This is a genomic window from Nocardia gamkensis NBRC 108242, from assembly GCF_001612985.1.
In the GTDB taxonomy this organism is placed as follows: domain Bacteria; phylum Actinomycetota; class Actinomycetes; order Mycobacteriales; family Mycobacteriaceae; genus Nocardia; species Nocardia gamkensis.
This window is the reverse complement of the sequence record NZ_BDBM01000063.1, coordinates 1-13,926: the sequence shown is the minus strand read 5'-3', so window position 1 is coordinate 13,926 and position 13,926 is coordinate 1. Positions and strand designations below refer to the sequence as shown.

Sequence of the window (13,926 nt, the reverse complement as noted above, 5' to 3'; positions counted from 1 at the left end):
TGCCGCAACAGCGCTGTCGCGAGGTCGATTCCCACCGCGGTGTTCGCCGGTGGCGTAAACACCCCACCGGGCCCCCGGCCGGGGCGATCTCGCATCTGCGCCTGACTACCGGCGTGTCGGTATCGCCACGGTGGATGGCACGGCCCCACCGTACTCCGGGCCCGCCAACTGAAGCCCAGGACCGCTCACCACCTGCACTTGCCCGTGCGAACGGCCTCGAGCCCGCCCCTGGAGTCAGTGCGTCCGGCCCACCCGCGGAGTGGCGCACCACCAAGGGAGCTACTCGCGAAATGGCGCAGCCATGTGCCACTCGTGGGCGTTTCGTTCGCTACGGCGTGGGGACCGCGGGCCGGTCGAAGAGGATCGCCCGCATCAGGCGGATCACGCGGCGCGGCGAGCACGCCGGGTCGGCCGAGCCGAAACGCTCGCCCAGGTCGACGACCAGTGCGAACGCGGCGTGCACCAGCAGGCGCGCCTCGGCGGCCGATAGCTCGGGCCGCACCCCGACCAGCAGTTTGGCCCACTCCTCGACATTGAGGCGCTGGATGTTGCGCAGCACGGTGCGCTCCTCCGGCGGCACGTTGCTGATCTCGGCGTAGTAGACGAAGGTGAGCTCGCGCTCGGCGAACGAGCCCGCCACATACAACTCGATCAGTGTGTCGAGCGCTTGCTCCGGCGTCTCGGCCGCGGCGACGGCGGGTCCGATGGCGGCCGAGACTCGATCCGCCGCCCGGCGGAACGCCGCCGTGAGGATGTCGCCCTTGCCGCGGTAGAACCGGTACACCGCCGATGAGGCGGGCAGCCCGGCGGCGGTAGCGATGTCCTCCACGCTGACGTTCGGGTATCCGCGCTGGTGGAACAGTTCGACCGCGCGCATCAGCAGCAATTCGTGTTTGAAGGTCAGCGGGATCTCGGTCGCGGCGAAGCTCTCCGCTTCGGCGTTACCGGCAGGCGGCAGCTCGCACGCGGCGAGTGCGCGGCAGGCCGCGGTCAGCCGTGCGGTGAGCGCCCGCACCGGAATCGACACGTGGTGGTCGCCGATGCTGCTGAGCACACTCAGCTCGGCGGCGGCGAGCACGGAGCGGTCGGCCTTGGGCAGCGCGGGCCTGGTCTCCGCGAGCAGCGAGGTGAGCGCCGCGTTCACCCCCGCGAGCTGATCGGCCAGGATGGCCGCGTCGGCGTCCTCCAGGTAGCGCCGCTGCCAACGCAACAACGCGGCGCTGCGCCGGTTGGCGATCGCGGCGTCGATCAGGGCGTCGAGCACGCGTTCGAGCCGTTGCGCTGGGGGCAGGCCGGTGGCATCCGGTAGCCGGGCCGCTTCCTGACTGACCGTGCCCAAGCGCAGCACTTCCTCGCGGAACAGCGCGTACTTGCTCGGATAGTGGCGGTACAGCGCCGCGGAGCTGATGTCGAGCCGGGAGGCGATGTCGTCCATGCTGACGCCGTGGTAGCCCAGCGCACCGAACGCCTCGGCCGACGCGGCCGCGATCTGCGCGCGGCGGTCGCGTGGGCGGCGCCGGATCACCCGTGCCGGTGTCCCGTCGGCCGCCTTGTCCGCAGCGTGGCGGTCCTGGGCACCCATGCCGCGATGGTAGCCCAAGCCAACGTTTGGTACACCGATGCTGCCCTACCTGGGGAACAAGTGAATGATAGATCACAAAGAAGCTGTGAACGGGCCTTCATGTCGCACTATGGAGCCGGTTGATCGAGAATTCTCGATAACATACCGGGCTAGCGCGCGGGCCGCCCGAACAGCACCAACTGCATCAGCAGCCGCACCCGATCCTGGGCGGCCAGCGGCTCGTCGCCGAAGGCGCGGCCCAGATCGACCACCACCGCGAAGGCGGCGTGCACCAGAAGGCGTGCCTCCGCCGGCGCGAGTTCCGGCCGCACCTCGCGCAGCAACCGGGCCCACTCCTCGACGCTGAGGCGCTGGATATTGCGCAGCACCGTGCGCTCCTCGACCGGAACGTGCTGGAACTCCGTGTAATACACGAAGGTGAGCGCGCGTTCGGCGAACGATCCGGCCACATACTGCGCGATCAGCGCCGTGAGCGCGTCCTCGGAGCCGGTGGCCGCCGCCACGGCGGGGCCGACGGCGCCGGAAACACGTTCGGCGGCCCTCCGGAACGCGGCGGCCAGGATGTCGCTCTTGCCGCGGTAGAACCGGTATACCGCCGAGGCGGCCGAAAGCCCTGCGGCCGTGGCGATGTCCTCGACGCTGACGTTGGGGTAGCCGCGCTCGTGGAACAGCTCGACTGCCTTGCGCAGCAGCAGTTCGTGTTTGAAGGAGTCCGGGATCTCCACCACCGCGACCGGCTCGACCGGCCGCGTGGCGGGCAGCTTCGCGTGCGCGACCGCCCAGCAGGCCGAATGCAGAAGGCGGGCAAGAGGTTTCACCGGGAGGGCGGCGTGGTGGTCGGCGATGCTGGTGATCGTGCTGAGCAGGGCGGTGCGCAGCACGCGCACGTCCTGCTCGGCGAGTTCGGGGCGCAGCGCGGCGAGTTGGCTGCCCAGCGCGCCGAGCACCGTGGCCTGCTGGTCGTTGAGCGTGACCTGGTCGTCCGGCTCGAGGTACCTGACCTCCCAGCGCACCAGCGTGACGGTGGGGCGATTGTCGATGGTGACCGCGATCAACGCGTCGAGTACGTGCTGGAGCCGCTGTTCGGCGGGCCGGTCCGCCGCCTCCTCGGGCAGCTCGACCGATTCGGTCATCGCCCGGCCGACGCGCAGCAGTTCCTCCCGGAACAGCGCGTACTTGCTCGGATAGTGGCGGTACAGCGCCGCGGAGCTGATGCCGAGCCCGGAGGCGATGTCGTCCATGCTCACGCCGTGGTAGCCGAGCGCGCCGAACGCGGCCGCCGACGCCGCGGCGATCTGGGCACGGCGATTCTTCGGCCTGCGCCGGATCTCCCGAGGTGCCGAGTCGCCGCTGCTCGCCTTCCGCGCCGTACGGCGATTGTCGACACTCATGAGGAACATCGTAACGACCTGGCCGTATGGCCGGGGTCGCCGCGTCACGGGATACGGCTCCCGGGGATGAGCGGCCCCCGGGAGCTGTACCTGTTCTCCGGTGCGCGCCGGCATGCGATAAGGCGGGATGTGCGCGCCGGTGCGTCCGGAAGTCGACAACCGGAATCGGCCGAGCACAGGGGCACCTTGCGCGCCAGGCCGGACAGATTGTCGAACACAGATAAACTTACACTACGATAGAGCCAGTACAACAGCAGATCATGCAAAGAATCATTGTTCACATATTTGGTCAGCCGCGCGGGCCGATCACCACCCGCGCCCGGCCGCCCGGCACGGTGGTGATGTTGCGGACCCTGCCGCGCTCCGGCTTGCCGTCCGCCGGCAGCGAAAGGGCGTGGCGGAGCAGGATTTCCCGCAGCACGGTGACGCCTTCCAATAGCGAGAACCCCGCGCCGATGCATCGCCGCACGCCCCCGCCGAACGGCAGCCAGGTGTTCGGCGCCACCGCGCCGTCGAGGAAGCGGGCCGGACGGAACGCGGCGACGTCGGGGTAGGCATCGGTACGCCGGTGTGCGAGGACGATGGAGGTGGCGACAACGGTGCCCGCGGGGAGCCGCCGTCCTCCGATCGTCATGTCTCTGGTCAGTTTTCGATTGGTGCCGGAGATGATGGTGTGCAACCGCATGGCCTCCTTGAGCACCGCGTCGAGGTACTTCTCGTCGCCCGTGCGCGCGGCCTGCGCCGCCGACCGCTGGATCTCGGGGTCGGCGGCGAGCTCGTAGAGCGCCCAGGACAGCGCCGAGGCGGTGGTCTCGTGCCCGGCCAGCAGCAGGGTGATGAGCTGGTCGCGCAGCTCGGCATCGGTGAGCGGCGCGTCGTCGTCGCCCGCGCCGACCTGGAGCAGGCGCGACAGCACATCGGTGCGCTCGGCCAGATCGGTCGCGCGCCGCCGTTCGGCGATCTCCGCGTAGAGCAGGGCGTCCACCGCCGTCAGGTTCTCGGCGAACTTCCGCCACGGCCCGATCCGGCGCATTCGGTCGTTCTTGAAGCCCAGGAAGATCAGCGGGTTCAGGTGGACGATCCGGTTCAGTCGCGGGCTCAGTTCGGCTTCGGTCCGCTCGTCGGTGACGCCGAAGACCACCCGCGTGATCACCTCGAGGGTGAGCGCGTTCATCCGGTCCAGCATGCGCACCGTGGACCCGGCCGCCCAGCTCCCCGCTTCCGCCGCCGCGATCTCGGTGATCAGTGCCCGGTAGCCGCGCAGCGCGGAACCGTTGAAGGCGGGCATGAGCAACCTGCGCGCCCGCGCGTGCTCGGCCTCGTCGGTCAGCAGCAGCGAATGCGGACCCATGATCGCGCCCAGGATCTGATTGCCCTCGCCCGCGTGCAGATCGTGCGGGTCGCCCGCGAAGATCTCCTTGATGTGTTCGGGGCGGGAGTACACCACCACGCGGTCGGCGAACGGCGGAACCCGAAGGGCGAAGACGTCGCCGTAGCGGCGCGCCATCGCGGTGAGGAAGCGGGCCCGGTCCCGCTGGAACAACACGCTCTGCACGAGCGGCGGCAGCGGCGGCCCGGGCGGGAACCCCTCGTGCTCGGTCCGCTCTCGGACGTCCTGTGCGGCCACGATGCCACCTCCACGCGGGTATCGGACTGGCTGTCGCTTCCACGCTAGGAGAAACCCGGACGCCGGTCCATGCCCGACGGCCACCGTCCGGGCGGAGTCACTGCCCGGAGCCCGCGTTCATCCGGAAGCGCGGACCTCCGAGGAACCGCATGCGTCGCGACCATGTTTCGGCCGAATTCGACTGTACCGGTGCGTCTTTCTGGTAAGGAGTTCGTCATGGCCTTGGCTTTGCGCCCGGTGGACCCCGTGCCGTTGCTGGTCGCCATGATCGCCGTGGCACGGCGGATCACGGCGCGCTATCGGCTCACCCCGCAGGAGAAGCGCAACCTGGCCGCCGCCCGCGGCGCACGGCCGGCGGTCTTCACCGCGTCGATCGGCGGCCGCGCCTACCGCGGATAGGAACCACTGCGCCCCAGCAGAACTCGCGATCTCAGCTCTGCTCGCCGCGCCGGATGGCGCCGTACCAGTCGAGCAGGTCCGGGTTGTCCACCGCGCTGCGTTCGACGACGCGGGCCGGGTCGGCGCCTTGGAACAGTTTCTTGATCGGCACCTCGAGCTTCTTGCCGGTGCGGGTGTGTGGGATGCCGGGGGCGAGGATGATCTCGTCCGGGACGTGGCGGGGGGAGACCTCGGTACGGATGGTGCTGTTGATGCGGGCTTTCAGCTCGTCGGTGAGTTCGGCGCCGGGGGCCAGCGTCACGAACAGGGGCATCCAGTAGCCGCCGTCGGGTTGCTCGGCGCCGATCACCAGTGCCTCGGCGATCTCCGGGAGCCGTTCGACGGACTGGTAGATGTCGGCGCTGCCCATCCGGATGCCGTGCCGGTTGAGCGTGGAGTCCGACCGCCCGTGCACGATCACGCTGTGGTGGTCGGTGATGGTGATCCAGTCGCCGTGCCGCCACACACCGGGGAACATGTCGAAATACGCGTCGTGGTAGCGCTTTCCGTCCTCGTCGCGCCAGAAGGCGACCGGCATGGACGGCATCGGCGCGGTGACGACCAGTTCGCCCACCTCGCCGCGCACCGGCTGCCCCGCCGGGTCGTAGGCGTCCAGCGCGACGCCGAGATAGGGCGCCGACAGCTCGCCCGGCCACACGGGCACGGTGCGCACGCCGCCGATGAACGCGGACACCACGTCGGTGCCGCCGCTGATCGAGGAGATCTGGACGTGCTCGCCGACGTTCTCGCCCAGCCACAGCGCCGAGGAGGTGGGCAGCGAGGAACCCGTGATGCCGACCGCGCGCAGCGCCGACAGGTCGTGATCGGTACGCGGTACGGAGCCGGCTTTGATGCACGCCAGCACATAACCGGGGCTGGCGCCGAGCACGGAGGCCCCGACCTCGGCGGCGATGCGCCACAGCGCGTCGGGGGTGGGAGCGGTCGGGCTGCCGTCGTAGGTGACGATGGTGGCCCCGGTCAGCAGGCCCGCGATCTGGAAGTTCCACATCATCCAGCTCGGGCTGGTGTACCAGAAGAAGGTGTCCTCGGGGCCGATGTCGGATTGCAGGGCAACGGCTTTGAGATGTTCGAGCAGTACGCCGCCGTGGCCGTGCACGATTCCCTTGGGCAGGCCGGTGGTGCCGGAGGAGAACACGATCCACAGCGGATGGTCGAAATCCACCGATTCGGTGGTGATCACCGGCGGCAGCGACTCGGTGCTGGTGATCGCGTCGTCCCACGAGGTCGCGTCCGGTACCTCGAGCCCGAGCCGGGGGACCACGACCGTGCCCTTCAAGCTGTCCAGGCCCGCGCGCAAGGCGGCGACGTCCTCGCGCTTGTCGTGCGCCTTGCCGCCGAAACGGTAGCCGTCGGCGGTGACCAGCACGGTGGGTTCGAGCTGCCCGAGCCGGTCCAGCGCGGCTTTCGGGGAATAGTCCTGCCCGCAGGCGCTCCAGACCGCGCCGATGCTCGCGGTGGCCAGGAACGCGATCACCGCCTCCGGGATGTTCGGCAGATACCCCGCCACCCGGTCACCGGGCCGCACACCCAGCGAACGCAGCGTGTGCGCGAAAGCGGCGGTGTGGTCGATCAATTCGGCCCAGGACACCTCCCGGATCGGCGCGTCCTCGCTGACCGCCTTGATCGCGGGCCGGTCGGTGCGCAGCTGCCGGATCACCTGGTCCACGTAGTTCAGCCGGGTGCCGGGAAACCATTGCGCCCCCGGCATCTCGGCGTTCGCCAATACCGCGCCCGCGACGTCGCCGAGCTGGAAATAGTCCCACAGCGCGTGCCAGAACCCGGCGAGATCCTGCACCGACCACTGCCACAGCGCGTGATAGTCGGCCGTGCGCACGCCGGTGCGCTCGGCGACGAATCGCGCGAAGTCGGTGACTTTCGCGGCGGCGATGTCTTCTTCGGTCGGCACCCATTGCGGTTGCATCGTGGTCCTCCTGACTGTGGAAACTCGGTGCTCAGGCGCGGTCGGCGCGCCGCACGATCTGCTCGGCGTGCCGGAACACGGGGCCATCGACCATCCTGCCCTCCAGGGCGAAGACCCCGCGGTGCTTCGGCGCTTCCTCCAGCACCCGCCGGGCCCAGGTGACCTCGTCCTCCGAGGGCGCGTAGGCGGCGCGCAGCACCGCCACCTGACTCGGGTGGATGGCGACCTTGGCGTCGAACCCGACCGCGACCGCGTCCTCCGCCTCCGCGCGCAGCCCGTCCAGATCCCGGATGTTCAGATACACCGAGTCCAGCGCGAACTTGCCGTAGGCCTTGGCGGCCAGCAGCGTGCTGGAGCGCACGTGGCGAGCGACGTCGCGGTAACTGCCGTCGGCGTGCCTGCTCCCGGTGCCGCCGAGCCCGGCCACCAGGTCCTCCGCGCCCCACATGACGCCGATCGCGTTGTGCGCCGTCATCACATGGCCGACTGTGAGCGCGCCGAGCGGAGACTCGATCAGCGCGATCACCTCGTGCTCGGGCAGCCCCGCGACCTGTTCGGCCGACTCGCATTTCGGCAGCATCAGCCGCCGGTAAGCGGTGCCTGCGAGGGCCGCGAGGTCGAGCGCGTGGTCCTCGGTGCCCGCCGCGTTGACCCGCACCACCGTGGTCGCCGGATCCAGCGGGGTGTCCACCAGCGCCTTGCGCGCCGCCGCCTTGTCGTGCGCCGCGACGCCATCCTCGAGGTCGAGGATCACCACATCCGCCGCGGCCGCCGCCTTCGCGAAGCGTTCCGGGCGATCGGCCGGGCAGAACAACCAGGCCGGGCCCGCCATCTGCCAGCTCATACCGTGTCCTTTCCGCTGTGTCTGTTGTCGGCGTGAGCGGGGGCCTGCGTGGTCACGCTGCGCTGCCGCCTCCGGCCCTGACCGCTCACGCTGTGTCTGCGGTGGGCGTGAGCGGGGGCCTGTGTGGTCACGCTGCGCTGCCGCCTCCGGCCCTGACCGCTCACGCCGAGCCCTCCGGGGCTTTGCGGACGAGCGTCTTGCGGACGGCCGTGGCGATGACGTCGCCGTGCTGATTGCGCCCGGTGTGCGCGAAGGTCACGATGCCCTCGCCCGGACGGCTCTTGGACTCGCGCTTGTCGGTGACAACGGTCTCGGCGTACATGGTGTCGCCGTGGAACACCGGCTTGGGGAACGCGACCTCGGAGAAGCCGAGGTTGGCCACGATGGTGCCCTGGGTCAGCTGCGCCACCGACAGCCCGATCAAGGTGGACAGCGTGAACATCGAATTCACCAGCCGCTGGTGGAACGGCGGCAACCGGTCGCTGAACGCCGCGTCCAGGTGCAACGCCTGGGTGTTCATGGTCAGCGTGGTGAACAGGACGTTGTCCGCCTCGGTGATGGTGCGGCCGGGGCGGTGCTCGTAGATCACCTCGGTGTCGAACTCCTCGAACCACAGGCCGCGCTGCACGACCGCACGCCGGGTCACAGGCCCAGCTCCCGTCCGATCAGCATCAGCTGCACCTCCGTCGTCCCTTCGCCGATTTCCAGGATCTTGCTGTCGCGATAGTGCCGGGCCACCGCGTATTCGTTCATGAACCCGTAGCCGCCGAAGATCTGCGTCGCGTCGCGGGCGTTGTCCATGGCGGCCTCGCTGGCCACCAGCTTCGCGATGGACGCCTGCTTCTTGAACGGCTTGCCCGCCAGCATCAGCGCCGCCGCGTCGTAATAGGCGGCCCGGGCGGCGTGCGCCCGCGCTTCCATCCTGGCGATCTTGAACGCGATGGCCTGGTTGCGCCCGATCACTTGGCCGAACGCCTCGCGCTCCTTGGCGTAGCGCACACTCTCGTCCACACAACCCTGCGCGGCCCCGACCGAGAGCGCGGCGATGGCGATGCGCCCCTCGTCGAGGATGCGCAGGAAGTTCGCGTAGCCGCGCCCGCGCTGGCCGAGCAGGTTCTCCTCGGGCACGCGCACGTCGGTGAAGCTCAGCGGATGGGTGTCGGAGGCGTTCCAGCCGACCTTGTTGTACGCGGGCTCGGCGACGAAACCGGGTGTGTCGGTGGGCACCAGGATGGTGGAGATCTCCTTCTTGCCGCCGGTCTGCCCGGTTACCGCGGTCACCGTGACGAGCTTGGTGATGTCGGTGCCGGAGTTGGTGATGAACTGCTTGCTGCCGTTGATGATCCACTCGCCGCCGTCGGCGACCGCGGTGGTTCTGGTGCCGCCCGCGTCGCTGCCCGCGCCCGGTTCGGTGAGCCCGAACGCGGCCAGGTTGCGGCCGCTGGTCAGCTGCGGCAGCCATTCCAGCTTCTGCTTGTCGTTGCCGAAGCGGTAGATCGGCATCGCGCCGAGCGAGACACCCGCCTCCAGCGTGATCGCGACGCTCTGGTCGACCTTGCCGAGTTCCTCCAGCGCCAGGCACAGCGCGAAGTAGTCGCCGCCCATGCCGCCGTACTCCTCGGGGAACGGCAGGCCGAACAGGCCCATCTCGGCCATGCCCGCGACCACCTCGTACGGGAAGGTGTGGTTCGCGTCGTGCTCGGCTGCCACCGGAGCGACCACCGACCGCGCGAAGTCTCGCACGGTCAGCGCGAGATCCCGGTACTCCTCCGGCAGCGTGCCGGTGGACAGGAAGTCGGTCATGTGGGGATTCCTTCTCGTTCGGCGTGATTCGTTTCGGCCTGCGCGACGACGCGCGCGAGCACCTGGTCCAGGCGCACCTGCGCGCCCGGCTCGACCAGTAGTTCTACGGTTCCGGCGACCGGCGCGGTGAGCGAGTGCTCCATCTTCATCGCCTCCACGATGACCACCGGATCGCCCGCGGCGACCGCGGCGCCCGAGGCGAGCGGTACCGCGATCACCGAACCCGGCATGGGGGAGCGGATCTCGGCGTCGCCCATGTGTTCGTCGCCGCCGCGCACGTTGACCTCGGCCACCTCGCGCAGCGCCGCGATACCGGAGGGTCCGGCCACCCACAGCAGGCCGTCCTGCTCGGCGACCCGGTAGGTGCGGCGCAGGCCGTCCAGCGTGAGGGTGAGCACTCCCGCGCAACGATCACCGGTGAATTCGGCTGTCAGCGACCGGGTTTCACCATTGTCACCGACTCGAACCGCGCCGTCGCCTGGCGTACCGGAGAGATGGACGTGCTCGACCCGCTCCCCGCCCGCGAGCCGGATCGATGTGGGCGCGTCGGCTCCGATTCGCCAGCCGGACGGGATCTCCCATGGATCGCGCGGCGTGGCGGGCCAGCGGCGCAGCCAATGCCGGGCAGCGGCGGCGGCGAACTCGTCGTCGCCGACGGAAGCGGGACGGAAGTCGGCCACCCGCCGGTCCAGCAGGCCGGTGTCCAGTCGTCCCTCGGCCACGTCCGGATCGGCCAGCAGGAAGCGCAGGAACTCGATATTGCTGGTCACCCCGAGCAGCACGGTGTCGGCCAGCGCCCGATCGAGTTTCGCGAGCGCGGCGGTCCGGTCGGCGGCATGCGCGATGACCTTCGACAGCATCGGGTCGTAGTCGCTGCCGACGCGCGTGCCGATCCGCAGACCGGAATCGACGCGGACACCGGGGCGCTGCGGCTCGTCGAGGTCGAGCACCGTGCCGCCGGTCGGCAGGAACCCGCGTCCGGGATCCTCGGCGTACACCCTGGCCTCGATCGCGTGCCCGACCATGCGGATGTCGTCCTGCGCCACCGCCAGCTTCTGCCCGGCCGCCACCCGGACCTGGCATTCCACCAGGTCGACGCCGGTGACCAGTTCCGTGACCGGATGCTCCACCTGTAGGCGGGTGTTCATCTCCATGAAGAAGAACTCGTCGGGGCGGTCGGCGGAGACGATGAACTCCACGGTGCCCGCGCCCACGTAGTCCACGCTGCGCGCGGTGTTGCAGGCGGCGGCGCCGATCCTGGCCCTGGTGGCCGCGTCCAGCAGCGGCGAGGGCGCCTCCTCGATCACCTTCTGGTGGCGGCGCTGCAAGCTGCATTCGCGCTCGCCCAGGTGCAGCACGTTGCCGAACTGGTCGGCGAGCACCTGCACCTCGATATGCCGTGGCCGGGTGACGAAACGCTCCAGGAACAGCGTGTCGTCACCGAACGCGGCGGCCGCCTCGCGCCGGGCGCTGCGCAGCGCCTCCGGCAGCCGGGCCGGATCCTCCACTCGGCGCATGCCTTTGCCTCCACCGCCCGCCGACGGCTTGACCAGGACCGGATAGCCGACTTCGGCGGCCGCGGCGATCAGGTCGTCGTCGGTCAGGCCGGGTGTTGCGATGCCAGGCACCACCGGGACGCCGAACGCGGCCACGGTGTTCTTCGCGGTGATCTTGTCGCCCATCACCTCGATGGCGCGGGCGGGCGGGCCGAGGAAGACGATGCCCGCCTCGGCCAGCGCCGCGGCGAAAGCGGCGTTCTCCGAGAGGAACCCGTAGCCGGGGTGAACCGCTTGCGCGCCGGAACGCACGGCGGCGGCCACCACCCGGTCGATGGCGAGGTAGCTCTCCCGGGCGGGGGCCGGGCCGAGGCGCACCGCCGTGTCCGCTTCGAGGACGTGGCGGGCGTCGGCGTCGGCGTCGCTGTAGACGGCCACCGAGCGGATGCCCAGCGCGCGCAGCGTGCGGATCACCCGCACCGCGATCTCGCCGCGATTGGCGACGAGCACGGTGTCGAACCCGACGGGAACGGATTTGTTCAGCATCGCCATCACATCCGGAATACGCCGTAGGAAACAGGTTCGAGCGGGGCTTGCGCGCACACCGAGAGAGCGAGCCCGAGCACGGTCCTGGTGTCGGCGGGATCGATGACGCCGTCGTCCCACAACCGGGCGGTCGAGTAGTACGGGTTGCCCTGGCTTTCGTACTGCTCCCGGATCGGGGCCTTGAACGCCTCCTCGTCCTCGGCCGACCACGGCTGCCCGCTGCTGTCGAGCTGGTCACCGCGCACCGTCGACAACACCGACGCGGCCTGTTCGCCGCCCATCACCGAGATGCGGGCGTTGGGCCACATCCACAGGAACCGCGGCGAATACGCGCGCCCGCACATCGAATAGTTGCCCGCGCCGTAGGAACCGCCGATGACGACGGTGAGCTTCGGCACGCGCGCGCAGGCCACCGCGGTGACCATCTTCGCGCCGTGCTTGGCGATGCCGCCCGCCTCGTAGTCGCGGCCGACCATGAAGCCGGTGATGTTCTGCAAGAACAACAGCGGGATGCTGCGCTTGTCGCACAGCTCGATGAAATGCGCGCCCTTCATGGCGGATTCGCTGAACAGCACGCCGTTGTTGGCGACGATGCCCACCGGATGCCCGTGGATGTGCGCGAACCCGGTGACCAGGGTCTTGCCGTAGCCGGCCTTGAACTCGTGGAAGCCGCTCTCGCCCTCCGGAGTCCCGTCGACCAGGCGGTGGATCACCTCACGCACGTCGTAGGGGGTGCGCAGATCCACCGGCACCACGTCGTAGAGCTCGGATTCCGGCGCGGCGGGCGCGATGACGGGCCGGACGTCCCACGGGACCGGCGTGCGCGGTCCGAGGGTGGCCACGATGCGGCGCACGATGCGCAGCGCGTCCTGGTCGTCCTCGGCCAAGTGGTCGGTGACACCCGAGGTGCGCGAGTGCAACTCGCCGCCGCCGAGTTCCTCGGCCGTGACCACCTCACCGGTCGCGGCCTTCACCAGTGGCGGGCCGCCGAGGAAGATGGTGCCCTGGTTGCGCACGATCACGGCCTCGTCGCTCATCGCGGGCACATAGGCGCCACCGGCGGTGCACGAGCCGAGCACCGCGGCGATCTGCGGGATTCCCTTGGCGCTCATGGTCGCCTGGTTGTAGAAGATGCGGCCGAAATGCTCCCGGTCAGGGAATACTTCGTCCTGGTGCGGCAGGTAGGCGCCGCCGGAGTCGACCAGGTACACACACGGCAAGCGGTTCTGCGCCGCGATCTCCTGCGCGCGCAGATGCTTCTTCACCGTCATCGGGTAGTAGGTGCCGCCCTTGACCGTCGCGTCGTTGGCCACGATCACGCATTCCCGGCCGGACACCCGCCCGATCCCGGTGATGATCCCGGCGCCGGGGGAGTCGTCGCCGTACATCCCGGTCGCGGCGAGCGGGGAGAGTTCGAGGAACGGGCTTCCCGGGTCCAGCAGCTGGTCCACCCGCTGCCGGGGCAGCAATTTGCCCCGCGCGATATGGCGCTCGCGCGCCTTCGCGGGCCCGCCCAGCGCCGCGGCCTCCAGCCGGGCGCGCAGGTCGTCGACCAGCGCCGCGTGCGCGGCCCGGTTTCCGACGGCCTCTTCGGTAACGGTCATCACGCCATCCTGTCGTCCAGTTAGTCGACGATAACTGGAATTCAGGTTAGTGTTGATTAACCGAGATGTCCAGGTCGGTGGAGAGGAACGCGTGTGACCAGTGCCGAACCCGTCGCGCCCACCCGTCGCGAGCAACTGAAGGCGCAACGCAGGGCGCAATTGCTGGAAGCCGGAGCGCGGTTGATCGCCGATCGCGGTTTCCTCGGCATGCGCCTGGACGACCTGGGCGCCGCCGTGGGCATCAGCGGTCCCGCGGTCTACCGGCACTTCCCGAACAAAGAGGCGCTGCTGGTGGAGCTGCTGGTCGGGGTGAGCCAGCGCCTGCTCGACGGCGGCAAGGCGGTGGTGGCGGGCACGAACTCCGCCGAGCTGGCGCTCGCCGGACTGGTCGATCACCACCTGGACTTCGCGCTCGGCGAACCGGAGCTGATCCGCATCCAGGATCGCGACCTGGACAACGTGCCCGCCCCGGCCCGCAGGGAGATCCGCCGCACCCAGCGCCGGTACGTGGAGATCTGGGTGGGCGTGCTGCGCGAATTGCATCCGGAGCTACCCGAGGAGACGGCGCGGGTGCAGGCCCACGCCGTCTTCGGCCTGATCAACTCCACCCCGCACAGCGCGGGCGAGGCGACCGCCGCCCGGGCCCGGCCGGT

Annotated in this window: 11 protein-coding genes; 2 read left to right on the top strand and 9 right to left on the bottom strand. The window is 69.9% G+C overall.

Translation table 11 applies throughout. The annotated features are described in order from the left end of the window. Positions 1 to 328: 328 nt before the first annotated feature. The 3 genes from NG1_RS31310 to NG1_RS31300 all read right to left on the bottom strand — a co-directional run bounded on the left by NG1_RS31310 (position 329) and on the right by NG1_RS31300 (position 4,600). A complete protein-coding gene (locus NG1_RS31310) occupies positions 329 to 1,582 on the bottom strand; it encodes a TetR/AcrR family transcriptional regulator (protein ID WP_062976890.1) in 1,254 nt (417 codons plus the stop codon). A gap of 149 nt (positions 1,583 to 1,731) precedes the next feature. Next, positions 1,732 to 2,973 carry a TetR/AcrR family transcriptional regulator gene (locus NG1_RS31305; RefSeq protein ID WP_062976910.1) on the bottom strand — a complete coding sequence of 414 codons (1,242 nt, stop codon included), beginning with the start codon at positions 2,971 to 2,973 and terminating at the stop codon, positions 1,732 to 1,734. 289 nt (positions 2,974 to 3,262) lie between these two features. Beyond that, positions 3,263 to 4,600, bottom strand: a complete 1,338-nt coding sequence (locus NG1_RS31300) for a cytochrome P450 (protein ID WP_062976888.1) — start codon at positions 4,598 to 4,600, stop codon at positions 3,263 to 3,265. A 216-nt stretch (positions 4,601 to 4,816) separates the two neighbouring features. Between NG1_RS31300 and NG1_RS31295 the strand changes: the two genes are divergently transcribed. Continuing rightward, positions 4,817 to 4,999, top strand: a complete 183-nt coding sequence (locus NG1_RS31295; protein WP_062976887.1) for a hypothetical protein — start codon at positions 4,817 to 4,819, stop codon at positions 4,997 to 4,999. A gap of 31 nt (positions 5,000 to 5,030) precedes the next feature. On the opposite strand, the gene NG1_RS31290 is transcribed toward NG1_RS31295, so the two are convergent. From NG1_RS31290 to NG1_RS31265, 6 genes are all read right to left on the bottom strand, one after another. Beyond that, a complete protein-coding gene (locus NG1_RS31290; RefSeq protein WP_062976885.1) occupies positions 5,031 to 6,980 on the bottom strand; it encodes an acetoacetate--CoA ligase in 1,950 nt (649 codons plus the stop codon). 31 nt (positions 6,981 to 7,011) lie between these two features. Beyond that, complete coding sequence (locus NG1_RS31285) at positions 7,012 to 7,824, bottom strand: HpcH/HpaI aldolase/citrate lyase family protein (RefSeq protein WP_062976883.1); 813 nt, start codon at positions 7,822 to 7,824, stop codon at positions 7,012 to 7,014. 160 nt (positions 7,825 to 7,984) lie between these two features. Next, positions 7,985 to 8,470 (bottom strand): MaoC family dehydratase, encoded by a 486-nt coding sequence (locus NG1_RS31280; protein WP_062976881.1) that lies wholly within the window; start codon positions 8,468 to 8,470, stop codon positions 7,985 to 7,987. Continuing rightward, a complete protein-coding gene (locus NG1_RS31275) occupies positions 8,467 to 9,627 on the bottom strand; it encodes an acyl-CoA dehydrogenase family protein (RefSeq protein WP_062976878.1) in 1,161 nt (386 codons plus the stop codon). The genes NG1_RS31280 and NG1_RS31275 overlap by 4 nt, the downstream gene beginning before the upstream one ends. Then, positions 9,624 to 11,669, bottom strand: coding sequence for an acetyl/propionyl/methylcrotonyl-CoA carboxylase subunit alpha (locus tag NG1_RS31270; RefSeq protein WP_062976906.1), 2,046 nt, complete (start codon positions 11,667 to 11,669; stop codon positions 9,624 to 9,626). Before NG1_RS31270 ends, NG1_RS31275 begins: the two co-directional genes overlap by 4 nt. A gap of 5 nt (positions 11,670 to 11,674) precedes the next feature. Continuing rightward, positions 11,675 to 13,273 (bottom strand): carboxyl transferase domain-containing protein, encoded by a 1,599-nt coding sequence (locus tag NG1_RS31265; RefSeq protein WP_062976876.1) that lies wholly within the window; start codon positions 13,271 to 13,273, stop codon positions 11,675 to 11,677. Positions 13,274 to 13,366: 93 nt separating this feature from the next. On the opposite strand from NG1_RS31265, the gene NG1_RS31260 reads away from it, so the two are divergent. Next, the coding region (locus tag NG1_RS31260; protein ID WP_062976874.1) for an SACE_7040 family transcriptional regulator at positions 13,367 to 13,926 on the top strand (560 nt) is incomplete at its 3' end.